General features: G+C 49.8%; 18 protein-coding genes. 10 read left to right on the forward strand and 8 right to left on the reverse strand.

The genetic code is table 11. The features are described 5' to 3' along the window. Positions 1-91: 91 nt before the first annotated feature. The 4 genes from HMPREF9441_RS18615 to HMPREF9441_RS07540 are packed head-to-tail and all read left to right on the forward strand — an operon-like array spanning position 92 to position 2,460. Complete coding sequence (locus HMPREF9441_RS18615) at positions 92-256, forward strand: hypothetical protein (RefSeq protein WP_008619800.1); 165 nt, start codon at positions 92-94, stop codon at positions 254-256. Continuing rightward, complete coding sequence (locus tag HMPREF9441_RS07530) at positions 228-1,049, forward strand: threonine/serine exporter family protein (RefSeq protein ID WP_008619802.1); 822 nt, start codon at positions 228-230, stop codon at positions 1,047-1,049. The genes HMPREF9441_RS18615 and HMPREF9441_RS07530 overlap by 29 nt, the downstream gene beginning before the upstream one ends. Continuing rightward, positions 1,040-1,543, forward strand: coding sequence for a threonine/serine exporter family protein (locus HMPREF9441_RS07535; RefSeq protein ID WP_008619803.1), 504 nt, complete (start codon positions 1,040-1,042; stop codon positions 1,541-1,543). Before HMPREF9441_RS07530 ends, HMPREF9441_RS07535 begins: the two co-directional genes overlap by 10 nt. 11 nt (positions 1,544-1,554) lie before the next feature. Further along, complete coding sequence (locus tag HMPREF9441_RS07540) at positions 1,555-2,460, forward strand: LysR substrate-binding domain-containing protein (protein ID WP_008619805.1); 906 nt, start codon at positions 1,555-1,557, stop codon at positions 2,458-2,460. Here the strand turns inward: HMPREF9441_RS07540 and HMPREF9441_RS07545 are convergent. Next, the gene (locus tag HMPREF9441_RS07545) at positions 2,452-3,819 is read right to left on the reverse strand and encodes an MATE family efflux transporter (protein ID WP_039865053.1); all 1,368 of its coding nucleotides are present in this window, start codon (positions 3,817-3,819) and stop codon (positions 2,452-2,454) included. The genes HMPREF9441_RS07540 and HMPREF9441_RS07545 overlap by 9 nt on opposite strands. A 154-nt stretch (positions 3,820-3,973) precedes the next feature. Here HMPREF9441_RS07545 and HMPREF9441_RS07550 point away from each other — a divergent pair, with 154 nt between their 5' ends. Both HMPREF9441_RS07550 and HMPREF9441_RS07555 read left to right on the forward strand, forming a co-directional pair. Then, complete coding sequence (locus tag HMPREF9441_RS07550; protein ID WP_008619810.1) at positions 3,974-5,173, forward strand: efflux RND transporter periplasmic adaptor subunit; 1,200 nt, start codon at positions 3,974-3,976, stop codon at positions 5,171-5,173. An 11-nt stretch (positions 5,174-5,184) separates the two neighbouring features. Further along, positions 5,185-9,654 (forward strand): multidrug efflux RND transporter permease subunit, encoded by a 4,470-nt coding sequence (locus HMPREF9441_RS07555; protein ID WP_008619811.1) that lies wholly within the window; start codon positions 5,185-5,187, stop codon positions 9,652-9,654. Between the two features lie 242 nt (positions 9,655-9,896). Here HMPREF9441_RS07555 and HMPREF9441_RS07560 read toward each other — a convergent pair whose 3' ends face one another. Further along, the gene (locus tag HMPREF9441_RS07560; protein ID WP_008619814.1) at positions 9,897-10,664 is read right to left on the reverse strand and encodes an ion transporter; all 768 of its coding nucleotides are present in this window, start codon (positions 10,662-10,664) and stop codon (positions 9,897-9,899) included. A gap of 305 nt (positions 10,665-10,969) precedes the next feature. Here HMPREF9441_RS07560 and HMPREF9441_RS07565 point away from each other — a divergent pair, with 305 nt between their 5' ends. From HMPREF9441_RS07565 to HMPREF9441_RS07575, 3 genes are all read left to right on the forward strand, one after another. Next, positions 10,970-11,614, forward strand: a complete 645-nt coding sequence (locus HMPREF9441_RS07565) for a hypothetical protein (protein ID WP_244949678.1) — start codon at positions 10,970-10,972, stop codon at positions 11,612-11,614. A gap of 46 nt (positions 11,615-11,660) precedes the next feature. Next, on the forward strand, positions 11,661-12,371 hold the full coding sequence (locus HMPREF9441_RS07570; protein ID WP_008619817.1) for a glycoside hydrolase family protein: 711 nt from the start codon (positions 11,661-11,663) through the stop codon (positions 12,369-12,371). A gap of 141 nt (positions 12,372-12,512) precedes the next feature. Beyond that, positions 12,513-15,182: a valine--tRNA ligase gene (locus HMPREF9441_RS07575; protein ID WP_008619820.1), complete on the forward strand. Its 2,670-nt coding sequence runs from the start codon at positions 12,513-12,515 to the stop codon at positions 15,180-15,182. 96 nt (positions 15,183-15,278) lie between these two features. Here the strand turns inward: HMPREF9441_RS07575 and HMPREF9441_RS07580 are convergent, their stop codons facing one another. Together HMPREF9441_RS07580 and HMPREF9441_RS07585 are read right to left on the reverse strand one after the other, a co-directional pair. Continuing rightward, a complete protein-coding gene (locus tag HMPREF9441_RS07580) occupies positions 15,279-15,938 on the reverse strand; it encodes a hypothetical protein (protein ID WP_008619821.1) in 660 nt (219 codons plus the stop codon). Positions 15,939-15,991: 53 nt separating this feature from the next. Continuing rightward, complete coding sequence (locus HMPREF9441_RS07585; RefSeq protein WP_008619822.1) at positions 15,992-16,597, reverse strand: PD-(D/E)XK nuclease family protein; 606 nt, start codon at positions 16,595-16,597, stop codon at positions 15,992-15,994. A 190-nt stretch (positions 16,598-16,787) separates the two neighbouring features. On the opposite strand from HMPREF9441_RS07585, the gene HMPREF9441_RS07590 reads away from it, so the two are divergent. After that, positions 16,788-18,992 carry a sodium-translocating pyrophosphatase gene (locus HMPREF9441_RS07590; protein ID WP_008619823.1) on the forward strand — a complete coding sequence of 735 codons (2,205 nt, stop codon included), beginning with the start codon at positions 16,788-16,790 and terminating at the stop codon, positions 18,990-18,992. A gap of 81 nt (positions 18,993-19,073) precedes the next feature. On the opposite strand, the gene HMPREF9441_RS07595 is transcribed toward HMPREF9441_RS07590, so the two are convergent. From HMPREF9441_RS07595 to HMPREF9441_RS07615, 4 genes are all read right to left on the reverse strand, one after another. After that, on the reverse strand, positions 19,074-20,180 hold the full coding sequence (locus tag HMPREF9441_RS07595) for a 6-bladed beta-propeller (protein WP_244949679.1): 1,107 nt from the start codon (positions 20,178-20,180) through the stop codon (positions 19,074-19,076). Positions 20,181-20,931: 751 nt separating this feature from the next. Next, entirely contained in the window at positions 20,932-21,372 is a 441-nt protein-coding gene (locus tag HMPREF9441_RS07605; protein ID WP_008619841.1) for a hypothetical protein, read from the reverse strand. A 205-nt stretch (positions 21,373-21,577) separates the two neighbouring features. After that, positions 21,578-24,874, reverse strand: a complete 3,297-nt coding sequence (gene secA / locus HMPREF9441_RS07610) for a preprotein translocase subunit SecA (RefSeq protein WP_008619843.1) — start codon at positions 24,872-24,874, stop codon at positions 21,578-21,580. Positions 24,875-24,975: 101 nt separating this feature from the next. Then, positions 24,976-26,523 carry an alkaline phosphatase family protein gene (locus HMPREF9441_RS07615; RefSeq protein WP_008619845.1) on the reverse strand — a complete coding sequence of 516 codons (1,548 nt, stop codon included), beginning with the start codon at positions 26,521-26,523 and terminating at the stop codon, positions 24,976-24,978. Between the last annotated feature and the right edge of the window lie 25 nt (positions 26,524-26,548).

The following is a 26,548-nucleotide window of genomic DNA, read 5'->3' on the forward strand; positions in this document are numbered from 1 at the left end:
ATACGATAGCCACTATCGAAACTTTCGCGAACGAAAACTTTCCGGAGAACGATAAACCGCCTACTTTTGCGGTATCAAAAAGAAAAAAGATATGAATAATCAGATGACCATTTGGATTTTAACCGTAGGATGCTTATTTTTGATTTTTATTTTCAGAAGCATCCAAAAGATGCGCAGGGAAACGGGAGACAGCAAGATTCTTGAAATAGGAAACGAGAACAATATCTATGACGAACTCGACGACGACGAATCATAAAGAGGCACTCGTTGCAGAAACGGATATTCCTGCAACGCCGAAAGATGCGTGCATCTTTCTTTCCGACTACGCCGCATGGCTCTTAGGATGCGGTGCCACATGTATCCGCATAGAAAAGAATGTAAAACGGATGGCCGACAGATGGAACATGACATCGGAAATGACCATCTTGCCCTCGCATATACACATGACGGTGTGGAACGACGACCGCAGCCACTCGTACAGCAATATCGTAAGACTGCATCATACGGGTATCAGTTTCGACATCAATACCCAACTGAGCAAATTAAGTTGGGCGATAGCCGACCGGAAAATAGGTTTCACAGAGGCCCGCCGGAATTTTGAAGCCATCGTGCAGACCCGACCGGCCAATCCTTGGATGGTGTGGATACTGGCATCCTTAGCCAACATGGCATTTTGCCGTCTGTTCGGAGGAGATTTCATAGCCATGGCTATCGTACTGATAGGAACATTGGCAGGTTACAAACTGAAACAAGTGATGTTGGAGGACGGACAAGACGTACGTTTCGTATTCTTCTGCTGCGCGTTCTTCTCTTCCGTAATCGGTGCGGCGGGTTACGTATTCGACCTAAGCGATACACCGGAAATCGCCCTCGGCACCAGTGTCCTGTATCTGATACCGGGCATTCCTTACATCAATTCCGTGAGCGACCTTCTGGACGGACACTATATCAGTTCATTCAGCCGTTTCATGAATGCCATGGTACTGACCGCTTGTTTGTCGGCCGGCTTGTGCGGCGGTTTATTACTCATGAATATCAAATGGCTCTAACGATGATGACTTATCTCTTCAATATTCTTCAGGACGGATTCTTTGCGGCGATTGCTGCCATCGGCTTTGCCAGCATCAGTAATCCTCCGCGCCAAGCTTACAAGTATTGTGCCCTCATTGCCGCTTTAGGTCACGCCACACGGTATGTCCTCACCCATAACGCTTACGGTGAGATGCACCTCATCGGTGCCAGCTTCATCGCGTCGCTGGTCATCGGCGTACTGACGGTGTTTCTGGCTCCACGTGCCAAATGCCCGGCGGAGACTTTCTCCTTCCCCGCGCTGCTCCCCATGATTCCGGGAATGTACGCCTACCGCACAATCGAAGCTCTTTTGCTCTGCCTGACCAACCAGGAAGAACATGCTTTCAACCACTATTTCTATCTGTTGTCCTACAACGGTTTGACCTGTACATTTATTATATTGGGAATGGTCGTAGGAGCCACGCTACCCATCTTCCTGTTCAAGAACACTTCATTTAAAGCTACACGCTAATCATCGACTATATGGAATTACGACAACTCCGGTATTTCGTCAAAGCTGCCGAAACACTCAACTTTTCCGAAGCCGCCAAAGGGCTGTACATCACACAAAGTACATTATCCCAGCAAATCCGACAACTGGAAACCGAGTTGGACGTACAACTCTTCCAACGCAACAGCCATGAAGTGACGCTGACCGAAGCCGGAGCGGAACTTTTGCCATACGCCAAAGAAACCCTGTATGCCGCCGACACGTGCAAAGAACATATACGCGACCTGCAACAACTGCTCACCGGCACGCTGAACATCGGCGTGACCTATTCGTTCAGCCCGATTCTGACGGAAACGGTGTTGGCTTTCATGAAACTGTACCCCGAAGTGAAACTGAACATTTTCTACAAGACCATGACGGAACTGATGCAAATGCTTGTCAAGCGAGAAGTGGATTTCGTACTGGCCTTCAAACCCACACGCCGTTACGAACAGATCGAATCGCACATCCTCTTCGACAACCATCTGTCGGTCATCGTGCGTTCCGATCATGCCTTGGCCCAGAAACAGAAAGTGACACTCGGCGAACTGGAAAAATATGAGTTTGCCCTGCCCAGCAAAGGCCTGCAGGCCCGGAATACATTCGACCAAGTGTTTTCCGAACGTGACTACAAATTCAAAGTCCGCGTGGAACTGAACGAAGTCAATATCCTGCTGAAACTGATAAAGAAAAGCAATCTGGTGACCATCCTTTCCGAGGCTACCATACACGATGAATCGGGAGTGAAAGCCATCCCCTTAGATGTCAATGAGTATGAAATGGAGGGATGTATCCATACTTTGAAACATGCCTACCGGAAGCACTCTGCCCTTAAATTCATCCATCTGCTCAGCGAATCGAACGCCATCCGCGAAAGGATGCACACTTGGTTAGGATAGCAGGCCGGAACGGGGTCTCAACGTACTGCCGGTCAAGAGCACGTGACGCCGCAAAACCAACCAACCGAACAAGACACAGCCTTTCAAGATACTGGACATACTGACGGCCCACCACACGCCGGCTATCCCCCATCCCCAATGTCCTAAAAGCAAAGCCAGAGGGATGCGCAACACGTTGCCGGTGATGCTGACCAAAGCCGGGGGCACCGTACGCCCGGTCCCGTAAAAGACACCTTGCGTCGTGATCTCAAGCATCATAAAAATCATGGAGTAGCTATCTATTTTCAGGAAAAGCCCTCCGGCACGGTAAGCGTCCGGTTCCGATGTGATAAGGGAAAAAATCCATTCACCGCCTCCATAAAACAAGGCCGTGCATCCGGCACCTATGGCAGCCGTAATCCCCAACGTCATTTTAAAAGCCTTGCGAATACGTTCCGTACATCCGGCCGCATAGTTTTGTGCCACAAAGGTACTCAGCGCCGTACTGAATCCTTGAGAAGTGTACCAAGCTATAGCCTCCAACTGCCCGCCTGCCGTCAAAGTCATTACCCCCAGATATCCTCCCTCTGCCGATGCCGTACGCCCCATGAACAGGCTAATCAACGAGAAAAAAATATTCAACAAAGCCACCGGCAACCCGACTTTGAAGATTAAAGGAACGTAAGGCAAACGCAGCGGAACCAATATCCGAAAACGTTCGAACAAGCGGCGTCTCCTCATCAATACGTAAAAAAACATCAGGCAAACCGTAACCTGAGATATCCAAGTGGCCCAGGCAGCTCCTAAAGTTCCCATGCCAAAACCTAAAATGAAAAGCGGGTCAAGCAGCATATTGAGTGCCAATCCTATTCCATTTACATAAAAAGGAACCTGCGTATGCCCCGAAGCATTGTAGATTCCGGTGAAAGCAGCAGACATAAAAATAAAAGGGAAAGCCGTAGATACCACCCGCAAATATTCCACTGATAACTGCGTCACGTCGCTTTCCATCCCGAATATCCCTATCAACGGAACGGCACACGTCCAGATTAATGTCGTCCATACAACGGAAATCAACAAAGCCAACGTCAGATTATGTGACGCATAAGCCTGCGCTTTATCCATACGCTGCGCACCGATACACTGGCTCACATTTACCTCCGCACCGACTTTATTGATAAGAGCCAGGGAATTACTCGTCCACGTCAGCACCCCGACAGCCCCAATCGCCGCGACCGATTTGCTGCCCAAGCTTCCTACCCAAGCCATATCGGTAAAGCTATAGGCCATTTGGACAAATGACGACCCCATGACGGGAAGAGCCAGTCTTACCAGTTGTCCGCGAATGGAACCGTGAGTCAAATCCTTAACATATTGCATCATAGGAGTGAAAAAACAGAAAAGCGGTGCAAAGATAGGGATAATCCGGCAGATTAGTCTTTTTTCATATTTATTATTAGGCAAAATGCAATAAAACAAACTACTTTTGCACCCGAATCACCTTATACTGATTGAACATCCAACCCATTATGAAATGAAATATCCATTGAACAAGAAGGAATTGAGATTTAAGAAAAAGAAGTTACTTTATGCTTTTATATGCATCGTATTGGTGGTAGGCGTATACTGGATTCTGACCCGCGAGAAGCAACCGGCCCCCGACATTCCGGTGGTCTCTGTCATGCCCGTAGAGCAACAGAATGTGGAAATCTTCGGAGAATACGTAGGACGCATACGTGCCCAACAGTTCGTGGAGGTACGCGCCCGTGTGGAAGGGTTTCTGGAGAACATGTTATTTGAAGAAGGCACGTACGTCAGCCGCAACCAGGTTCTTTTTGTCATCGACCAACGGCAATACCGTGCCAAAGCCGACAAAGCGCGTGCGCAGTTGAAGAAAGACGAGGCACAAGCCCGAAAGGCCAAACGCGACCTGGACCGCATCAAGCCCTTGTACGAACAAAATGCAGCCAGCCAGTTGGATTTGGACAATGCCGTAGCAGCATACGAAACGGCTGTGGCCAGTGTGGGAATGAGTCAAGCCGATTTGGACCAGGCGGAACAAGAACTGGGCTACACCATCGTGCGTTCCCCCATCTCCGGCCATATCAGCGAACGGCATGTAGACTTGGGTACTTTGGTGGGCAGTGGCGGTAAATCGCTGCTGGCTACTATCGTCAAGAGCGATACGGTACTGGTGGACTTCAGCATGACCGCCCTCGACTACCTCAAAAGTAAAGAACGTAACGTAAATATAGGACAAAAAGACCAGAACCGCTCTTGGCAGCCTACCGTCACCATTACTTTGCCGGACAATACGACCTATCCTTTCAAGGGATTGGTGGACTTTGCGGAACCCCAAGTAGACCCTCGGACCGGCACCTTCTCCGTACGTGCGGAAATGCCTAATCCGGACCACGTGCTGTTGCCGGGACAGTTCACAAAAGTCAAAGCCCTGCTCGACGTCCGCGAGAACGCCACGGTAGTCCCACAAAAAGCACTTATTATTGAAAAAGGCGGGGCATACGTCTTTGTCATGCGTAAAGACTCCACCGTAGAACGGCGTTTCATCGAATTAGGACCGGAATTCGGGAACCACGTCGTAGTGGAACGCGGTCTGGTTCCGAACGAACAGCTTGTCACCGAAGGTTACCATAAGCTGAACCCCGGCATGAAAGTGCATGTAGCTACGGCTGAGACAAACGAAAAGAAACAGCAAACGACAACAGCCCAATAATCGAGAAGCCCATGAAAGTGACTTATTTCATTGACCGTCCGGTGTTCTCGATGGTCATCTCCATACTGATTGTCATCGTGGGTATCATAGGTCTGACCTTATTGCCCATTGACCAATATCCTCAAATTACGCCTCCGGTAGTCAAGATCAGCGCATCCTATCCGGGAGCCAGTGCGCTGACGGTATCGCAGGCCGTAGCCACCCCCATCGAACAGGAACTGAACGGAACGCCGGGCATGCTGTACATGGAGTCCAGCAGTTCCAATTCCGGAGGTTTTTCCGCCACGATTACGTTCGACATCTCGGCCGACCCCGACTTAGCGGCTGTAGAAATACAGAACCGCGTGAAACTGGCAGAATCCCGCCTGCCTGCCGAGGTGATACAAAACGGTATCTCCGTGGAGAAACAGGCGCCCAGCCAGCTCATGACCTTATGTCTGACTTCCGACGACCCGAAATTCGATGAAATCTATCTGAGTAACTTTGCCACCATCAACGTGCTCGACGTATTGCGACGCATTCCAGGTGTGGGCCGTGTGTCGAACATCGGAAGCCGCTATTACGCCATGCAGATATGGGTACAACCGGACAAGCTGGCTAACTTCGGCCTGACGGTACAGGACGTGCAGAACGCCTTAAAAGACCAAAACCGTGAATCCGCAGCGGGCGTACTCGGCCAGCAACCCATAGAAGGTTTGGACATCACCATCCCCATCTCCACCAAAGGGCGGCTCTCAACCGTCAGCCAATTCGAGGAAATCGTGTTGCGTGCCGATGCCGACGGATCGCTCATCCGCCTGCGCGACGTAGCCCGCATCTCGCTCGAAGCCCAGTCTTACAACACGGAAAGCGGTATCAACGGGGGCAACGCCGCCGTACTCGGTATCTACATGCTGCCGGGAGCGAATGCCATGGAAGTGGCAGAAAATGTGAAGAAAGCCATGGACGAAATCAGCAAGAACTTTCCGGAAGGACTGAAATATGAAATTCCGTTCGACATGACCACTTACATTTCGGAATCCATTCACGAAGTGTACAAAACGCTCTTCGAGGCACTGGTACTGGTGATTTTCGTAGTCTTCCTCTCCCTGCAAAGCTGGCGCGCCACGCTGATACCCGTCGTAGCCGTACCGATCTCCCTTATCGGAACTTTCGGCTTCATGCTGATATTCGGTTTCTCGCTTAACATGCTGACTTTGTTGGGCCTGATTCTGGCCATCGGTATTGTAGTGGACGACGCTATCGTCGTGGTAGAGAACGTGGAACGCATCATGGAAGAAGAGCACCTCGGCGCGTACGAAGCCACGAAGAAAGCCATGACAGGACTAGCCGGTGCCTTGATAGCCACATCATTAGTACTGGCAGCCGTCTTCGTACCGGTCAGCTTCTTGCCGGGCATCACGGGACAACTCTACCGCCAATTCACCGTAACGATTGTGGTATCGGTACTGATTTCTACGGTAGTAGCCCTGACGCTGAGTCCGGTCATGTGCTCGCTCATCCTGAAACCGACAGACTCGAACAAACCTAAAAACATCGTTTTCCGCAAAATCAACGAATGGTTGTCCGTTGGAAACCACAAATACATCCAAGGTATCCAGAAAGTCCTGATACATCCTAAACGAATCATTCTGAGCTTCTGCCTGGTCGTCGGACTGATTTTCATCCTTCACCGTATGGTGCCGACCAGTTTCCTCCCCGTAGAGGACCAAGGATATTTCAAGGTGGAACTGGAGCTTCCGGAAGGAGCCACACTCGAACGTACACGGAACGTGACCAAACGTGCCATCCGTTACCTGATGGAGAATCCGGCTGTGGAATACGTACAAAACGTGACCGGAAGCAGCCCCCGCGTAGGTACGAGCCAAGCACGAAGCGAACTGACCGTCATCCTGAAACCATGGGAGGAACGGGACAAGACCACGATTGACGAAGTCATGGCCGAGGTCAAAGCGCATTTTAAGGAATATCCCGAATGCAAAGTCTACTTGTCTACCCCTCCGGTCATTCCCGGGCTGGGTTCATCGGGCGGTTTTGAGATGCAATTGGAAGCACGTGGCGACGCCACGTTCGAGAACCTCGTACAAGCTACCGACACCTTATTATATTATGCAGCGCAACGCAAGGAACTTTCGGGGCTTTCGTCCTCCCTCCAGGCCGAGATTCCGCAGCTTTATTTCGATGTGGACCGCGACAAGGTGAAACTGTCCGGCGTACCGATGGCCGATGTTTTCTCCACGATGAAAGCCTACACCGGATCGGTCTACGTCAACGACTTCAACATGTTCAACCGTATCTACCGCGTGTACATACAGGCTGAAGCCGATTACCGCGAACACCCCGAAAATATCAATTTGTTTTTCGTACGCGGAAGCAACAACGCCATGATACCGCTGACCTCCTTAGGTACGACTTCCTATACGACGGGACCGGGCAGCATCAAACGTTTCAACATGTTCAACAGTGCCATTATCCGGGGAGCCGCTGCCGACGGTTACAGTTCGGGGCAAGCCATGGAAGTCATCGAACAGGTGGCCCGCGAGCATCTGCCGGACAACATCGGCGTAGAATGGAGCGGACTGTCCTATCAGGAAAAACAGGCGGGTGGGCAGACCGGCCTCGTGCTGATGCTCGTGTTCATCTTCGTTTTCCTGTTCCTCGCAGCCTTGTATGAGAGTTGGATGGTACCCATCGCCGTACTGCTATCCCTTCCGGTAGCCGCCCTCGGCGCATATCTCGGCATCACGCTCTGCGGATTGGAGAACGACATTTATTTCCAAATCGGACTGGTGATGTTGGTCGGACTGGCCGCCAAGAACGCCATCCTGATTGTCGAATTCGCCAAAGACGAAGTAGACCGAGGCGGCGATTTGGTGACCTCGACCCTCCATGCGGCACGCCTGCGTTTCCGTCCCATCCTCATGACTTCACTGGCCTTCATTCTGGGTATGTTGCCCATGGTAGTGGCCAGTGGTCCCGGTTCGGCCAGCCGCCAAGCCATCGGCACGGGCGTATTCTTCGGTATGATAGTGGCCGTATCGGTCGGCATCCTGCTGGTACCGTTCTTCTTCGTACTGATATACAAAGCCAAAGGCAAATTCAACCGCAAACGCCTTTCCGGTGCCGGACTCATCCTATTGGCAGCCGGCACGGGACTGTCGTCCTGCCAAATCGGCAAATCCTATACCCGTCCGGATATGCCCCTGCCCGTCCGGCTCGACACGCTTACGCAAGACACGGCATCCATAGGCGACCTCTCGTGGTGGGAGCTTTACAACGACACCACTCTTCAACAACTGATCCACCGGGCACTCACGTACAATAAAGACCTGAAAATAGCATCGGCACGAATGAATGAGCTGGCTGCCCTGAAACGCATCGACTTTGCGAACATGTTCCCGCAAGCAACCGCCCGCCTGAACGGCAACCGTGAAACGACAAACTACGGTGGTGACAAATTCGATGCCGACCCGGAACTCAGCCTTACTGCTTCCATTTCATGGGAGCTTGACTTATGGGGCAACCTCCGTTGGGCACGCGACCATAGCACGGCGGAATTTCTGGCTTCGGTGGAAAACTGCCGGGCCGTAAAAATGGGGTTGGTGGCACAGGTCGCACAGTCTTACTTCGAACTGATGGCGTTGGACAACGAACTGACCATCGTGCGCCGTACGTTGGAAGCACGGCGCGAGGGCGTACGCTTGGCAGAAATCCGTTTCAAGGGCGGGCTGACCTCCGAAATCGTATTCCAGCAAGCTAAAGTGGAATTGGCCAAGACGGCCACAATGGTACCAGACCTGGAACGCAGGATTTCCCTGAAAGAAAGCGAAATCGCACTCTTGACCGGTGATTTCCCCTACGCCGTAAACCGCAACGTCCTGCCCGAAGAAATACAGTTGCCCGACGCTCTTCCCTTGGGGTTGCCCTCCACGCTTCTGGAACGACGCCCCGACATACGGAAAGCCGAACGGGAACTGATAGCAGCCCATGCCGAAGTGGGATTGGCTTATACCAACATGTTCCCCCGCCTGGCACTGACCGCCACATTAGGTGCGGAAAGCGAAACGCTTCGGGACCTCCTGAAATCGCCTTACTCCTATCTTGCAGGCAACTTGCTGAGCCCCCTCTTTGCGATGGGCAAAAACCGTGCGGCTCTGAAAGCCAAACGGGCCGCTTACGAAGGCGCCGTGGCCGAATATGAGAAAACGGTGCTCACAGCCTTCAAGGAGACGCATAACGCCATCATCAACTTCAACAAAATAAAAGACATCTACGAGTCGCGCCGCCAACTGGCCGAAGCTTCGCGCACGGCGGTGGAACTGGCACAACTGCAATACATCAACGGGGTCATCGGTTACTTGGACCTTCTGGATGCCCAACGTAACTACTTCGATGCCCAAGTGTCGTTGAGCAACGCCGTGTGCGACAAACAGTTGATGATCATCAACCTCTATAAAGCCCTCGGCGGAGGCTGGAAGTAACTCCGCCCCTACCGTCCCGTCCCCCGTTTCTCAGTGCCCCTTATCGGAAAAACGGGGGACGGGGCTATCAAAACAACGCACAAGGTCATCAAAAACAGCGCACAAGAAAGTCATCAAAAAATGTGCGCCAAACGATTTTTCAATCTCAGCCGAACGATTTTTCATTCTGCTGAGATTGATTTTTCGCTTTCAAGAGGACAAAAAGACGGGTAACGTAGAGGATGAAAATCCCTTTCCGGAAATCAGTTTTTGTGTTCTTCTTCCTCCTTCCGTTTCTTCTCTTGAATCAAACTCATGAAAGCCGAAGATATAAGACCGGTGGGGATGGCTATCATCGCAATGCCTACCATACATATCACGCCGCTCAGCAACCGTCCCAATGCCGTAACCGGATAGACATCCCCATAACCCACGGTGGTGAACGTCACTACAGCCCACCAAAAACCGTCGCCGATATTGGCAAAGGCTTCGGGTTGTGCCTCGTGTTCGATATAGTACATCAGGATGCCCGAGAATCCCAGCAGGATGCCGCAAGCCGTACAGGCCGTTATCAATTCATCCTTCACCATCTGCAACACACGTCCGATAAGCTGGAACGAGCGGGAATAGCGTATCAACTTAAATATCATTAAAATATAGGCCAATACCGCCAAATGTACAAAGATGGTCTCCCGATACAGATAGATGATGAGAAAAGGGATGACAGCCACAAAATCTATCAAGCCGTAAAACGAAAACAAATACCTGAAACGGGAACGCCAAGCACGATACTGACGATATTGGACAGGAGCTGCTATGATGCGCAACACATATTCGACCGTAAAGACGAAAGAGGCCAAATAACAAAAGCTGTATAATTGCAGGCGATAAGGGGCTGAGGACTCGAAAGAACTGCAAATCACGGAGAAAATCGCCCCGACAATGAAAAACAAGACCGTATAGCGGAACCATTTTTTCATTAATTGTCGGTGAACGGTTAGATATAACTTTTCGTGACGGAGCACGAACATCTTCCTGCCTCGTGCAGGAATCGTTGGATGCAACCTATGTTTTATTTCCATTTTATTATCAATTAATATCCAAAGATAACATTTTATTCTTGAACCTCCACTTTCTTATTATTTTTTATAAAGAAGAGCCGTGTAAGCATGAAATATATGTTAAAGGTTTAATTTTTATATCTATATTCTTGTTTTACCGAAAATATTTCATTATAATTGCAAGGTTCAGAAGATGCAGTTGGTATCTACCTCTACAAGTACAAGAACAGGATAGTGAGAAAAGACTATTTTTATTTATTAAAAAACGGACGCTTATGAAACAGAAAATTCTCAGCCTGATTATTATTCTAATGGTAGGCACACAACCCTTATTCCCTTTTTATTGGGAAGAAGACACCTTAACCAAAGAAGTGGACTTTAGTAATGAGGTGGACGATGTTGAACAAGAAGGTGAGGCATGGTGCGTCTATGCCTCCATGGAGGCCGTTGACGGAATGCCTCAATGTATGCGTTGTTTTAACTATATATTTCATTTTTTAGACGGTAAAGATGACAATGTCTATGGTTCATCTTACATTCCTGATGAAGAATACAAAGCTGCGATGAAAAAGTTCCATGAGGATTCCAACTCGACATGCACTTCCAAAGAAACTTTCTCGAAGTTCGGAGTGGCAGGAGGAGACATCCGTTTCTTTGAATCGGAAGGATACCACTTTGTAAACAACCGTTTTTTTGTGAAGCAACTGATGGATCCAAACGAATACATCTCCTCTCCCGTTTTATTATTAAAAACAGTTGGAGGATATGGACATTGCATTGTATTCGTAAGCTCCCAATATTATAATAAAAACTGGTATGACCCCTCAAGTTCCATAGAGATAATGGATCCGTCTGATGGTCATATACATAATATAAATTGGGATGACTTAATGAGTTATGACGCGGTGTATAGCAAATAAGTCTTATAAGTCTTTTTTATTAGTATAACATTAAATTCATAGAGCTATGAGATATAATTCTTTCATTTTCATATTATTGTTTGGAATCAGTATTTTATCTTCTTGTATAAATACCGACATTACGGCAGAAGAACCTGCAACGATTGCCCCTAAAGTGTCCCCCGTACATGCCATTCAACCCAAAGCCCTATTACCGGGTGGAAGCCTATTCACTGCACTCACCGAAGGCGGCCGTGACACCATTTTGGGCAAAATCCGAAGAATTGAGAACCAACAAAAGAAAAAGAATCCAGCCTTTACCACCCAAATCAAACGGGATTTCCAATACTTCCCCGTAGTGGAAGCATTCAGGGAGAACGGTAAGACCCATTACCGGCCGTCCAAAGACGTTGTATGTGTGGACGAAACTATCCCAACTTACTATTTTGCTTGTTACCATGACCGGAGCAACTTTAAGAAAGAAGATAATCCTTACATGTACAATGGCGTAAAAGAAGTGCTCGGGCAAGAATTTGCCGATGACATGGTTAGGCGGTACAAAGCAAACAAATGGACTATTTCATACTCATACACCGGTGGAGGGTTAAATGATAAAATTGATTATGCCATCAAAGAGTCTGATGACGGCAAATTCTTCCTCCTAAAAACCATTTCACCATACGGCGGTAGCATCAATGCCTGCTATTTCAAGGACGGAAAGCCGTACATCTGCAAGAAAGATGACGACGGTACCATCACAGGAAAAGAACTGCAATGAGATGCTTGACCTACCGAACGGAATTTACCGAGTACACAAAGGTATTTACCGTAATTTAATTGTCCCAAACTCCGCCATATATAACCTTTTTTATGTAACTTTGCAAGTCCTAAAAAGAAATACATAAAAACGTTATATACAATGGAATTAGCAAGTAAATACAATCCGGCCGACGTAGAGGGCAAATGGTACCAATACTGGCTCGACCACAAGCTTTTCAGTTCTAAACCCGACGGACGCGAACCTTATACGGTAGTCATCCCGCCCCCCAACGTGACGGGCGTGCTCCACATGGGGCATGTGCTCAACGAAACCATTCAGGACATCCTCGTACGCCGCGCCCGTATGGACGGCAAGAACGCTTGTTGGGTGCCGGGTACCGACCATGCTTCCATCGCCACCGAAGCCAAGGTGGTAAACCGCTTGGCGGAAAAGGGTATCAAGAAGACTGACCTCACCCGCGAAGAGTTCCTGAAATATGCCTGGGAATGGACGGACGAACACGGTGGCATCATCCTGAAACAGTTGCGTAAACTGGGGGCCAGTTGCGACTGGGACCGCACGGCTTTCACCATGGACGAGAAGCGGAGCGAAAGCGTCATCAAGGTGTTCTGCGACCTGTACAACAAAGGATTGATTTACCGTGGCGTGCGCATGGTGAACTGGGATCCGAAAGCCCTGACAGCCCTCTCGGACGAGGAAGTGATTTACAAAGAAGAACACAGCAAGCTGTACTATCTGAAATATATGGTGGCCGGTGAAGACGGCCAACCGGACGGAAGCGGACGCTACGCCGTGGTGGCTACCACGCGACCGGAAACCATCATGGGTGACACGGCGATGTGCATCAACCCGAACGACCCGAAGAACACGTGGCTGAAAGGACAAAAGGTGATCGTGCCTCTGGTAGGCCGCTGCATCCCCGTCATCGAAGACGACTATGTGGACATCGAGTTCGGAACGGGCTGCCTGAAGGTGACACCGGCACACGACGTGAACGACTACATGTTGGGCGAGAAGTACAACCTGCCCTCCATCGACATCTTCAACGACAACGGCACGATTAGCGAGGCTGCCGGGATGTACGTGGGCATGGACCGTTTCGACGTGCGCAAGCAAATCTGCATCGACTTGGAAAAAGCCGGATTGTTGGAAAAGGTGGAAGACTATACCAACAAGGTGGGCTTCTCCGAACGTACCAACGTGCCCATCGAACCGAAGCTTTCCATGCAATGGTTCCTGAAGATGGAGCACTTGGCGCAAATCGCTTTGGAACCGGTGATGAAGGACGAAATCAAGTTCTATCCGGCCAAATACAAAAATACTTACCGTCACTGGATGGAGAACATCAAGGACTGGTGCATCAGCCGACAGTTGTGGTGGGGACACCGCATCCCGGCCTACTACCTGCCACAAGGCGGATTCGTGGTGGCCGAGACTGCTGAAAAAGCACTCGAACTGGCCAAGGAAAAAACCGGCGATGCCAACCTGACCGCAGCCGACCTCCGTCAAGACAAGGACGCATTGGACACTTGGTTCTCCAGTTGGTTGTGGCCGATTTCCCTGTTCGACGGCATCAACCACCCGGGCAACGAGGAACTCAGTTACTACTACCCCACGTCCGACCTCGTAACAGCTCCGGACATCATCTTCTTCTGGGTAGCGCGCATGATCATGGCAGGCTACGAATACGAAGGGAAGATGCCGTTCAAGAACGTGTACTTCACCGGTATCGTGCGCGACAAACTGGGACGCAAGATGAGCAAGTCGCTGGGCAACAGCCCCGACCCGCTCGATTTGATAGAACGCTACGGTGCCGACGGCGTGCGTATGGGAATGATGCTGTCCGCCCCGGCAGGTAACGACATCTTGTTCGACGACGCACTCTGCGAACAAGGCCGCAACTTCAACAATAAGATATGGAACGCATTCCGTCTCGTGAAAGGCTGGCAGACGGCCGACATCGCACAACCGGAAACGGCGGCCATCGCCACACGCTGGTTCGATGCCATGTTGAGGACCACGGCAAGGGAAGTGGCAAGTTTGTTCAAGAAGTACCGTCTGAGCGAAGCCCTCATGGCCGTGTACAAACTGTTCTGGGACGAGTTCTCCAGTTGGTACCTCGAAATGGTCAAGCCGGCCTACGGACAACCTATAGACAACAAGACGTACGAGCAAACCTTGTCGTTTTTCGACATGCTGTTGAAGCTCCTGCATCCGTTCATGCCCTTCATCACCGAAGAACTTTGGCAACACATCTACGACCGCCAACCGGGCGAGAGCATCATGGTTTCTCCGCTCCGGACGGGCGAACCCACAAAGGAAGATGCCGACTCCATCGCCTTGGACGGTGTTTACATCGTCCACATCGAGAACGTGAAGAGTATCGTGGCCGGTGTGCGTACCGTACGCAACCAAAAGAACATCGCCCCGAAGGAAGCGTTGACATTGGAAGTCGTAGGCGGAAATCCGGAGGCCGACTTTGAAAGTGTCATCAAGAAGATGGCCAACCTGAGTGCCATCAACACCGTGGCACAGAAAGGCGAAGGCACGGCTTCGTTCATGGTGGGAACGACGGAATATGCCGTGCCGCTCGGCAATCTGATAGACGTGGAAGCGGAAATCGCCAAACAAGAAGCCGAACTGAAACACTTGGAAGGCTTCCTGACTGGTGTCCTGAAAAAGCTTTCCAACGAGCGTTTCGTAGCCAACGCCCCCGCTGCCGTGGTGGATATGGAACGCAAGAAACAGGCCGATGCCGAAAGCAAAATCGCAGCCTTGAAAGAAAGTTTAGCCAAGTTGAAGAAGTAAATCCTTCACCTTATAATAGTAAGGGCTGTCTCCTGCATATAATGGGAGGCAGCCCTTACTTTAATTTAAGTTGGCCAAAGAAAAACTCACAAAAAACTAATATTCATCATCATAAGTCCAAATCACAATGGTCTCCATATCTTCATCTTCATCAGGCTGAAGCGAAATCTTGACTTCGGGATTATTGCCCAACCGGGAAAGCCACTTATGCAAAACATCCAGATTATCCTTTACCCTCTCGCCATCATCAAAATTTAATGTGAGGCCAAAAGAATACGAAGCATTGGCTTGTATCTGGAAAGATTTCACCCAATCAGAAAGTTCTCCTTTAAAACAAACAGATTGAACCCAACAACCTTGTTTCAGTATATATTGTAAATCTGTGAAATCATAACTTATCATGCCCGTTTTGAGAATATGGGCATAAATATTATGAAGAAGCTGAATCACAGTCTCAACTTTGTTCCCTCCTATTATATTATAAGACATCCATTTGTTACGAAAGCGTTGACGGTCGAGCGAGTCATTCATATCCAATACCATGTAATGAAGCCTGCCATTAACCACACTTTGCAAAAAGGCATCTATACGTTCTTCGTATTCGACAGCACTGTCCGTAATAATCACTATGAAATCCTCAAATCCGGAAACCGGACATTGAAGCCAATCCACGACCTCTTTACACGCAACAATATCACGAGCCACCTTTCCAAAAACAATGGTGGGAACCTTGCCGTTACATCTTAACTGAGACATATTCTGTTTCCGTTTTTACTATTACATTTCTACAATCATTTCATTCACCTATATCACCACTCCTTTAACCAAAACTCATCAAATATATCACTGTCAGGCTTCTCCTCTTCCAGAATATTATTGGGTTGAAGATCAAGAATAGGAATACAATCCCAGCCGTTGGCCTCACATTCTTTCTTTATCTTATCAAACTCGTCTTTCCGACACTCTTCATTAAAGCCCGTAATTACCCTGAAATGGATATGCTTTTCGTAGGCACCTCCTTTGTAGGTATTAAGGATTATCTCTTTATACCGCCCGAGCTGGTTATCACGCAATGGAGTATAAATCTTATTTTCAACCACAATGACATGATATTCCGGCTCACCTCCGTCAATTCTCAATGTCACATTGGCGTGCAAGTCGATATTATTCCATTGTTTCCACACTTGCACAGAACAAACTTGGCATTGCTTCCTTTCTATTTCCTCATATCTCTTTAAACCGAATATCAACTTAAAAAGAATTCTTCGGCAAGCCTTATGCAATGTTTGTTTTACTTCTTTATCTGGATAAGCATCAGACGCTACGCGCAAGGTCCACGACAACACGAAGTCCAACATGGCTTCCTTTCCTTTATCACCCTCTGAAGAGTCTTTCATTAATAAGAAATCATTCATGTCCTTTCTTTTTATAAACTTATCTTTTTCTTAAACCTATTCAACCCTATTTATTAACCAAAGTACAAATATACCATAACGAAGTAACAATACCGATATTTTTCATTCGGATTTCTTCGCGCATTATCCTTTTTTTCATTACCTTAGTACCCGATAATAACATATCGTTAACTCAAAAACACATTTTACTATGGAGCATCTTCTATTTTGGATGATTCCCGTATCGTCCTTATTGGCATTGCTGCTGGCTTGGTACTTCTACCGCCAGATGATGAAAGAAAGTGAAGGCACACCGGTCATGCAGAAAATCGCCTCGCATGTGCGCCAAGGTGCCATGTCGTACCTGAAACAACAGTACAAAATCGTGGGACTGGTTTTTCTGGCACTCGTCGTGCTGTTTTCGGTTATGGCCTACGGCTTCAACCTGCAAAACTCGTGGGTACCGATAGCATTCCTCACCGGCGGATTCTTCTCCGGACTTTCTGGTTTTTTGGGCATGAAAACGGCTACCTACGCATCGGCACGTACAGCCAACGCTGCCCGTAACTCCCTGAACAAAGGACTGCGAGTAGCTTTCCGCAGCGGTGCGGTCATGGGGCTGGTCGTTGTCGGCCTCGGCCTGTTCGACATCTCTTTCTGGTATCTCCTTCTGGACGCCTTTATCCCGGCCGACATCTACGCCCCGACAGCCAAACTCTGCATGATTACCACCACCATGCTGACTTTCGGTATGGGTGCCAGCACGCAGGCCCTGTTTGCCCGCGTAGGAGGCGGCATCTATACGAAAGCGGCCGACGTGGGCGCGGACCTGGTAGGCAAAGTGGAAGCCGGTATCCCGGAGGACGACCCGCGTAATCCGGCTACGATAGCCGACAACGTGGGCGACAACGTAGGCGACGTGGCCGGTATGGGAGCCGACCTGTATGAGTCTTATTGCGGTTCCATCCTGGCCACTTCCGCATTGGGTGCCGCGGCATTCATGGCCGGAGGCGATGTGGACATGCAGTTCAAAGCCGTCATCGCCCCGATGCTGATAGCCGCAGTGGGTATTCTACTCTCTATTCTGGGTATCTTCTCCGTACGCACCAAGGAAGACGCCGGTATGAAAGAGCTGCTCAACTCCCTGTCCGTAGGCACGAATCTGAGTTCCGCCCTGATTGTCGTGGCGACTTTCCTTATCCTTTGGGCGTTGCAGATAGACAACTGGCTGAACATTTCGTTCGCCGTGGTCATCGGGCTTCTGGTGGGTATCATCATCGGACGCTCCACGGAATATTACACGTCACAATCCTACCGCCCCACCCAACTATTGGCTGAGAGCGGAAAAACGGGTCCGGCCACGGTCATCATCTCCGGTATCGGACTGGGTATGGTGTCCACCACCATCCCTGTGATAGCCGTCGTCATCGGTATCATCCTTTCCTATTGGCTGGCCTCAGGATTCGACTTTGCCAACGTGAGCATGGGACTTTACGGCATCGGTATCGCCGCCGTGGGCATGCTCTCCACCTTGGGCATCACCTTGGCCACAGACGCTTACGGCCCCATAGCCGACAACGCAGGCGGAAACGCTGAAATGAGCGGACTGGGCGAGGCTGTGCGCAAACGCACGGATGCTTTGGATTCGTTAGGTAACACCACGGCAGCTACCGGCAAAGGCTTTGCCATCGGCTCGGCAGCCCTGACCGGTCTGGCACTTTTAGCTTCTTACATTGAGGAAATCCGCATCGGGCTGACACGCTTGGGCGAAACTGTACTGGCCATGCCGAATGGCGACACGTTGGCCATACATGACGCCTCGTTCACCGACTTCATGACCTACTATGACGTGACGCTGATGAACCCGAAGGTCCTCTCGGGCATGTTCATCGGCAGCATGATGGCTTTCCTGTTCTGCGGGTTGACCATGAACGCCGTAGGGCGTGCAGCGGCTCACATGGTAGAGGAAGTGCGGCGGCAGTTCCGTGAAATCAAGGGCATCCTGAGTGGAGAAGCCGAACCGGATTATGCCCGTTGCGTGCAGATTTCCACCAAAGGTGCACAACGTGAAATGGTCTTCCCGTCGCTGTTGGCCATCGTGGCTCCCATTGCTACCGGACTGGTGTTCGGCGTACCGGGTGTCATCGGCCTGTTGGTCGGCGGCTTGTCGGCCGGTTTCGTGTTGGCCATCTTCATGGCCAACTCCGGTGGTGCCTGGGACAATGCCAAAAAGTATATCGAAGAAGGTAACTTCGGCGGAAAGGGCGGCGAGGTGCACCGCGCCACCGTGGTGGGCGACACCGTAGGTGACCCGTTCAAGGACACTTCCGGCCCGAGCCTGAACATCCTCATCAAGCTCATGTCGATGGTGGCCATCGTCATGGCCGGTCTCACCGTGTCGTGGAGCCTGTTCTGACCTTAACTTTATACTATATAAAACCATCCCCTCCACCTGTACGATGACAAGCGGAGGGGATTTCTACTTTTCGGGATGTTCCTATTTCATCCGATATAAGACCAACGCGCTTCCCCCTTGTTCCAAACGTTCCTCTGTCAGGCTGTCCGCCTTGTATAGCCCGAATTTCACCAATTCTTCGTAATAGGCCTTATCCGGCACATAGCCGATGAAATGGGTGCCATCGCTCCCTACAATGAATGCCATCCTGTCCGTCGCCTGCCCGTCGTTTCCGTAAAGCTTACCTGCGTGCCTGTCATACACATAACATTCGCTTTTCTTGTCCTTCGTCACCTCCACAAACCAATATTGCCTGCACACCACCGGGGTCTGGACCACAAACTCGTAAGGCGACGAACCGTCATAACTTTCCGTCTTCGCCCGCAGCCCTTCCGGAATAGGGTGCTTCAAATCCATCAGGACTGAATGGACAGCCTGCTTCCCGGACTTCATGATTTCCGTCAAACCATCGAATCGAAATGAACTGAAGATGAAACTGCTATCCGTTGCCGAAAAATAGGAATAACGGCTCAAAGGTTCGCAGTAATCCTCTTCGTAAGGGAAATAAGCGTCTTTCACTTTAAAGTCCCCGTCGGTCTGGAATACCAGATTCTTAGGCTGTTCCACAGCCCAAGCCTGCCCGTTCGGTATGGCCGCCAACAGAAAACCGTCCTTTCCGAACGCCGCGATGTCGGAAGCTATGACATCCGCCGGTTTGGATTCAACATACGTTCCCGTATTCTTCCCATAGATATGAATTTGATGTTGAAAGTTGTCTATGGTATAAAGCCTATCGCCATCTACCGTAAAATTCCTGATTTCCAAATACTCTCCTTGACCGTGTCCTCGTTTGTCCAACACATACTTCAGTTTTCCGTCGTGTGCATATACCGCAATCTTCGAATAGTTGAAGTCTGCCAAAAAATACAAACTATCATCAGCCCACAGCTTATGTACTCTAGACAAAGCTGCACTTTCCGACAACTCTAATGGCAAATATACCACCGTGTCCAACACTTCGCCTATACTGCCACCGACCACATCCATTTGAACGACTTCATCGGGAACGAAATCTTTCTTTTTCTCCGTACAAGCCACCATCAGGCATGATACCACGAAACACCATCCCCACCCACATTTTATTCTCATAGTTCTTTCATTATTTATACACGCAACAGATTGAAACAAACGCAGCGAAAGTTACCAAAAAAATCCTGAACTACCCTCTTAAATATATCTGTTTTTTTATTAGAAGCGCCATGTCTGCAAATTACAATTTAATCTCATTTCCCTCTATATCCTGGCAAAAAGATATGATTTTAATCCTTCACGCTTGTTTCAAATTGAGAAAACAGCGTCAGATAAAGCCCCAAAAGAGAATAATTATGCAAAAAAGCGGTGTATTTTCGCATAAAGTCTGCATATATGCAAATCAATCTCAAGAGATTGAAAAATCGTTTGGCTGAAAGCGATTTTCCGATGTGCGCAAAACGAACGGAATACATATATCACACGACTTAAAACCAAGCTCCAAACGCTCCCCAAACAAGATTTTAAGCATACGAAAAACACTATTTGAACTCATTTTGTTTCCCAGAACAAGAAACAAACGGATAGGGATTGCGACGTTTCGCTTACACCTTATCCGCATCTGTCCGTACGATTCGACATAAAGGCGAAACAAAAAACAGGAAAAACACCCGACGGCTTACACTCTGCCTTTTCCCCGACACACGAGAATGCCCTTGCGCGGCCCTCAACGCCTTCTGCCCGAAAATACGCGATTCTCGCCCCATCGGATTTGACATTCTGACATTCTGAACAAATCTCTCCCGGCAAAGCTCAAACGGACTTGGCTTTACCCTCGCTCAATCGCGATTTTGTCCGTTCAAGGGACACCTTATTCCTCCAAAAGCTTTTTCAGGAAATCATCCAAATCTTCGTCCAACCCCTTCAGCAGTTCGCCGTCCACTATCACCGTCTCATCGTCCACAAGATACAAGTCGCAAAGCGTTTCCTTGTCCTCATCTACCAAGACGAAAGAATAAGGCTTCAACAGGGAAAGATGCTCCAACGTATCTTTCATACCCTGGATACACTGGCGCAGCACGGGAGTAATCTCTTCATAAAAATTCTCATCTCCGTTGTCCATCCACTGCTCTACCACGCAACGCGTCAACTCTTCATCGTCATCGTTGAACGCCAACAATTCGCCGGAATCGGCTTTTACCTGAAGATGGATATCCGTCAAAGCCAAATCCTCCCGGCCTTGCGGGTATTTGGCTGCAATTTTCCTGAGTGCACGTTCAATCTGCTGAATGGTTTGTGAGGTGGCTTTCATAATCTGTCATTTTTGTCTATAGTTGTATCAAAGGTACAAAAAAAACAGTATCGGAAAACATTCCAGTACCAAAATTTAAGGAAGAGAAGCGAAAAAAACATCATGACATCCGAAGAGAGTACCCATACAACAAACTTCCCCCGGACGCAGCCGGAAAACCCGACCCCGTCCGGGGGACAATACAACTTATCGTCAGTCTGCCGATTTACAATCCGCGTCCGTGACAGTTCTTAAATTTCTTTCCGCTACCGCAAGGACAAGGGTCGTTACGTCCCGGAAGCTTCTCAGCCACTACCGGTTGCTGCTTCTGCGGTTCGCGAGTGTCCTGACGAGCAGCGGCCTCTTGATTGGGGTCGGTCAAGTCCTCGCGGGATTCCACATACTTCTCCTGACGGGGAGCCGGTTCCGGTTCGGCCTCACGCACCTGTTCGGGCTGCTGCACCGGAATTTGTCCACGCATCAGTACGCTGACGGTCTGGTTATTAATCTTGTCCACCATGGCATCGAAGAGCTTCACGCTTTCGAGTTTGAAAATCAACAAGGGGTCTTTCTGTTCGTAGCTGGCGTTCTGCACGGAATGTTTCAACTCGTCCAGTTCGCGCAGGTTTTCTTTCCAAGCCTCATCGATGGTATGCAGCATGATGGCCTTCTCGAAAGCCTTCACAATGGAACGGCTTTCCGTTTCGTAAGCCTCCTTGAGCGGAGTGGAAATCTGATAAATACGACGTCCGTCCGTCACGGGCACCATGATGTTCTCATACATGTGTCCTTGTGCCTCATACACCTGTTTGATGACAGGCTGGGCCACAGCGGCCAACATATCCGTCTTTTGCTTGAAACGTTCCATGGCAGCCTGGAAAGCCTTTTCGCACAAATCTTCACGCTTCATGCTGTTCATCTCGTCCTCCGTAAACGGTACTTCCATGGCCATGACCTCGATAAAGCCTTCCTTACAACCCTGATAGTCGTTATTCTCGATGATATTCACGCAACGGTCCCAAATCATGTTGGAGATGTCCATCCCGATACGCTCACCCATCAGGGCGTGGCGACGCTTCTCATAGACCACCGTACGCTGTTTGTTCATCACGTCGTCGTATTCCAACAAACGCTTACGCACACCGAAGTGGTTCTCTTCCACCTTCTTCTGGGCACGCTCGATGGCATTGCTGATCATCTTGTGTTCAATCATCTCGCCATCTTCAAAGCCCAGTTTGTCCATAACCCTGGAAATCCGTTCGCTGGCAAACAGACGCATCAACTTGTCCTCCAAGGACACGAAGAAAACGGATGAGCCCGGGTCGCCCTGACGTCCGGCACGACCGCGCAACTGACGGTCTACACGGCGGCTCTCATGACGTTCCGTACCGATAATGGCCAAACCGCCGGCTTTCTTCACCTCGTCGCTCAGCTTGATGTCGGTACCACGACCGGCCATGTTGGTGGCAATGGTCACCGTGCTGCTCTGTCCCGCCTGCGCCACGATATCGGCCTCTTGCTGGTGCAATTTGGCGTTCAGCACGTTGTGCGGAATCTTACGCATCTGCAACATCTTGCTCAACATCTCCGAGATTTCCACCGAAGTCGTACCGACCAACACGGGACGTCCGGCCTTGATGAGCATCTCGATTTCCTCGATGACGGCCTTATATTTCTCACGCTGTGTCTTATACACGCGGTCGTTCATGTCCTTACGTGCAATCGGACGGTTGGTCGGAATCTCCACCACATCGAGTTTATAGATGTCCCAAAACTCGCCGGCCTCGGTTACGGCCGTACCGGTCATACCCGCCAACTTATGATACATGCGGAAATAGTTCTGCAAGGTAATCGTGGCAAAAGTCTGGGTTGCAGCCTGCACTTTAACGTGCTCTTTGGCTTCCACAGCCTGATGCAAGCCGTCGCTCCAACGACGCCCGTCCATGATACGTCCCGTCTGCTCGTCCACAATCTTCACTTCGCCGTCGATGATGACATATTCATCGTCGCGGTTGAACATGGTATAAGCTTTCAGCAACTGCTGCAAGGTGTGCATACGTTCGCTCTTCACGGCATAGTCGGAATAGAGCTGGTCTTTTTTCATGACGCGTTCCTCGTCGGTCAAAGAGCTATCTGTCTCCAACGCAGACATGGCCGACGTAATATCCGGCATAACAAACAATTCCGGGTCTGAGGTAGCTTTGGACAGCCAGGCAAAACCTTTGTCCGTCAGGTCCACGCTGTTCAACTTCTCATCTACAACGAAATACAACGGTTCCACAGCCTCGGGCATGCGCTTGTTGTTGTTTTCCATATAGATTTCCTCGGTCTTCAGCATACCGGACTTGATACCCTGCTCGGACAAATACTTGATCAAGGGCTTATTCTTGGGCAACGCCTTATGGCTACGGTACAGTTGCAGGAATCCCTGCTCCACCTTTTCCTTGTCGCCCGAAGCTATCATCTGCTTGGCCTCGGCCAGATATTGAGTGGCCAGCTGACGCTGTACGCCGACCAACTTCTCTACCAGAGGTTGGTATTGTTCGAACAACTGGTCGTCGCCCTTAGGCACGGGGCCGGATATAATCAACGGCGTACGGGCATCGTCGATCAATACGGAGTCGACCTCGTCCACGATGGCGTAATTGTGTGCACGTTGCACCAAATCCTTGGGATTCGTTGCCATATTGTCGCGCAAGTAGTCGAAACCGAACTCATTGTTCGTTCCGAACGTGATGTCGGCCAGATAGGCACGACGGCGGGCGTCGCTGTTGGGCTGATGCTTGTCGATACAGTCCACACTCAAACCGTGGAACATGTAGAGCGGCCCCATCCACTCGGAGTCACGCTTGGCCAAATAGTCATTGACCGTCACCACGTGCACGCCGTTGCCGGTCAGGGCATTCAAGAACACAGGCAGAGTAGCCACCAATGTCTTACCTTCTCCGGTCGCCATCTCGGCAATCTTGCCTTGGTGCAGTACGACACCACCGAAAAGCTGCACGTCGTAGTGTATCATGTTCCACACCGTATCGTTTCCTCCGGCCGTCCAATGGTTGTGGTAATGCGCCGTGTCGCCCTCAATATCCACGAAATCGAACTTTGCCGCTAACTCGCGGTCGAAATCGTTGGCCGTCACGTCCACGATTTCCTGAGTGGCAAAACGTTCGGCCGTGGACTTCACGATGGAGAACACCACCGGCATGACTTCGTTCAAAGCCTGTTCGTAACGTTCCAAAACGTCTTTCTCCAACTTGTCGATCTGCGAAAAAAGAGAAGAACGGTCTTCAATCGGCATTTCTTCCACCTTTGCCTTTAACTCTGCAATTTTAGCCTTGAGGTCGTCGGCCGAAGACTGCACGTACTTTTTCACTTCCTGCGTCTTGGCACGCAGGGCATCATTACTGAGCGCCTGAATTTCAGGGTAAGCTTTTTTCACGGTCTCTACCAACGGCTGAATCAACTTCATGTCCCGGGTAGACTTATTCCCGAAAAGCTTGCTCAAAAACTTGTTTATATCCATATATTTTGTTTTGTTTTTTATTCACGCGATGCACTTTGCACTTCTTTGCGCAAAGTTAATCAAAAAAAGTAAAAGAATAGAAAATTATTTAAATATCTTCATCAGCGGACGGCCGATAAAGGGGCTGCGGAACATGCGTTTGGAGCACGGATACGCATGAAGCGGGCTACGGTGGGAGCGATACAATCCACCGTTACCGGCGTCTTTATCGTTTCCGGCCGTACGTTACAGCCGAAAAAGAAAATGGGAAAACCTACATATGAAGCCCTTTCCAAGGTTTGTTCATGCGTCTCTTCGTTGACGACCTTCCAACCCGGAGACACTTCAATGAAGATATCTCCCGAACGCATCTGGTTGAAACTGTTCCGCAAACGGCGTATTTCGGTTTCTCCCGCAGACAAAGCCAACCGCTGGGAAGTGTACACGTCTTTTACGCCGGCCATCTGAATCAGGAAAGCCTGCGCACGTGTCAGCACGTCACTTAAATTCAGTTGCTTGTCTTCTATAAGTTTCTGGTTTAAGAACAGTTGCGAGCCAAACTCCGTCTCCACATACTGCCCCTGGCCATATACAGCCATCAGGTACATGTTCAACAATGCAGAAGCACGCGTCACACTGAACGTACCAGTAGGAATACGGTATTTCGAGAAATCGGTGATTTCGTCATCGGTATATCCCGTAGAAGTAACGACCAACAAAAAACGTCCGGCCCCTACTTTCTTTTCCAACATCGTAATCAACTCTGCCAATTCAAGATCAAGACGCACGTACGTGTCCTGCAACTCTACCGGAACTTCGGCTACCGGTTTGTGATCGAACGTCCCTGCATAATACGTCAGGGACAGGAAATCCGTCACAAGGTCTTCGCCCAACTCGGTATGGTCCAGACAATGTTTGGCGAAACGGTTGACCTCGTCATTGACATACGCACTGGTCTTGAACTCATAAATCTTACGGTCTCCCGTAAACTTATGTGTAAACCCTTTGCTCTCTTGAGGCGAAATAAAGAAATTGAAATTCTCTACAATCGGACTGATTGGAGTCCAGGACAAATCGGAAATACGGCCGGACAAACGGTCGGAAACGTCGTAACGCAAGGCCCAATCCGGATACTGGCCGTAATAAGACGTGCTGCTCCACTGCCCGGAAGCATTGTCTATCCAAAAAGCACCGTCGGCGGCATGCCCGGCTGCCAGAATTGCAGCGTCGGCATCCGGGGCAATGCTGTACACCAAAGCCCGCCCTCCGGTAGCCATCTTCAGTTCATCGGTGACGGTCGAAACATTCAGCGCCACCGGAGAGTACTTCTCGGAAGTCAGCCATCCCTCGCACGTCGCATCGTCTACGCAATACATCGGACGTAAAGTCTTACGGTCCATCCAATGCTCGCCCACGATTCCATTATCGTAAGGCACCGTACCCGTCATGATACACGCCACTGCCGAAGCACGGTCTATGTGGGAAAAAGGATAGGCGGCATCCATATAGCTACGCCCGTCGCGCATCACCTTATTGAAACCTCCGGCTCCGAAAAGCGAAGAAAAGGCTTCCATATAGTCCGTACGCAACTGGTCTATCGTCACGTTGACCACCAACCGGGGGACAGGATGCGACGTCTGGGCTTCCATATTGGCCCAGGTCAGCACCATAATCAACGGAGTCAGAAAACGATAG

This window comes from Paraprevotella clara YIT 11840 (assembly GCF_000233955.1).
GTDB classification, from domain to species: Bacteria; Bacteroidota; Bacteroidia; order Bacteroidales; family Bacteroidaceae; genus Paraprevotella; species Paraprevotella clara.

Excerpts from the sequence above, each read along its gene's own strand:
- HMPREF9441_RS18615 (WP_008619800.1), top strand. The coding sequence starts at position 92 with ATGAATAATCAGATGACCATTTGGATTTTAACCGTAGGATGCTTATTT.
- HMPREF9441_RS07530 (WP_008619802.1), top strand. The coding sequence starts at position 228 with ATGACGAACTCGACGACGACGAATCATAAAGAGGCACTCGTTGCAGAA.
- HMPREF9441_RS07535 (WP_008619803.1), top strand. The coding sequence starts at position 1,040 with ATGGCTCTAACGATGATGACTTATCTCTTCAATATTCTTCAGGACGGA.
- HMPREF9441_RS07540 (WP_008619805.1), top strand. The coding sequence starts at position 1,555 with ATGGAATTACGACAACTCCGGTATTTCGTCAAAGCTGCCGAAACACTC.
- HMPREF9441_RS07545 (WP_039865053.1), bottom strand. The coding sequence starts at position 3,819 with ATGCAATATGTTAAGGATTTGACTCACGGTTCCATTCGCGGACAACTG.
- HMPREF9441_RS07550 (WP_008619810.1), top strand. The coding sequence starts at position 3,974 with ATGAAATATCCATTGAACAAGAAGGAATTGAGATTTAAGAAAAAGAAG.
- HMPREF9441_RS07555 (WP_008619811.1), top strand. The coding sequence starts at position 5,185 with ATGAAAGTGACTTATTTCATTGACCGTCCGGTGTTCTCGATGGTCATC.
- HMPREF9441_RS07560 (WP_008619814.1), bottom strand. The coding sequence starts at position 10,664 with ATGTTCGTGCTCCGTCACGAAAAGTTATATCTAACCGTTCACCGACAA.
- HMPREF9441_RS07565 (WP_244949678.1), top strand. The coding sequence starts at position 10,970 with ATGAAACAGAAAATTCTCAGCCTGATTATTATTCTAATGGTAGGCACA.
- HMPREF9441_RS07570 (WP_008619817.1), top strand. The coding sequence starts at position 11,661 with ATGAGATATAATTCTTTCATTTTCATATTATTGTTTGGAATCAGTATT.
- HMPREF9441_RS07575 (WP_008619820.1), top strand. The coding sequence starts at position 12,513 with ATGGAATTAGCAAGTAAATACAATCCGGCCGACGTAGAGGGCAAATGG.
- HMPREF9441_RS07580 (WP_008619821.1), bottom strand. The coding sequence starts at position 15,938 with ATGTCTCAGTTAAGATGTAACGGCAAGGTTCCCACCATTGTTTTTGGA.
- HMPREF9441_RS07585 (WP_008619822.1), bottom strand. The coding sequence starts at position 16,597 with ATGAATGATTTCTTATTAATGAAAGACTCTTCAGAGGGTGATAAAGGA.
- HMPREF9441_RS07590 (WP_008619823.1), top strand. The coding sequence starts at position 16,788 with ATGGAGCATCTTCTATTTTGGATGATTCCCGTATCGTCCTTATTGGCA.
- HMPREF9441_RS07595 (WP_244949679.1), bottom strand. The coding sequence starts at position 20,180 with ATGAGAATAAAATGTGGGTGGGGATGGTGTTTCGTGGTATCATGCCTG.
- HMPREF9441_RS07605 (WP_008619841.1), bottom strand. The coding sequence starts at position 21,372 with ATGAAAGCCACCTCACAAACCATTCAGCAGATTGAACGTGCACTCAGG.
- secA (WP_008619843.1), bottom strand. The coding sequence starts at position 24,874 with ATGGATATAAACAAGTTTTTGAGCAAGCTTTTCGGGAATAAGTCTACC.
- HMPREF9441_RS07615 (WP_008619845.1), bottom strand. The coding sequence starts at position 26,523 with ATGGTGCTGACCTGGGCCAATATGGAAGCCCAGACGTCGCATCCTGTC.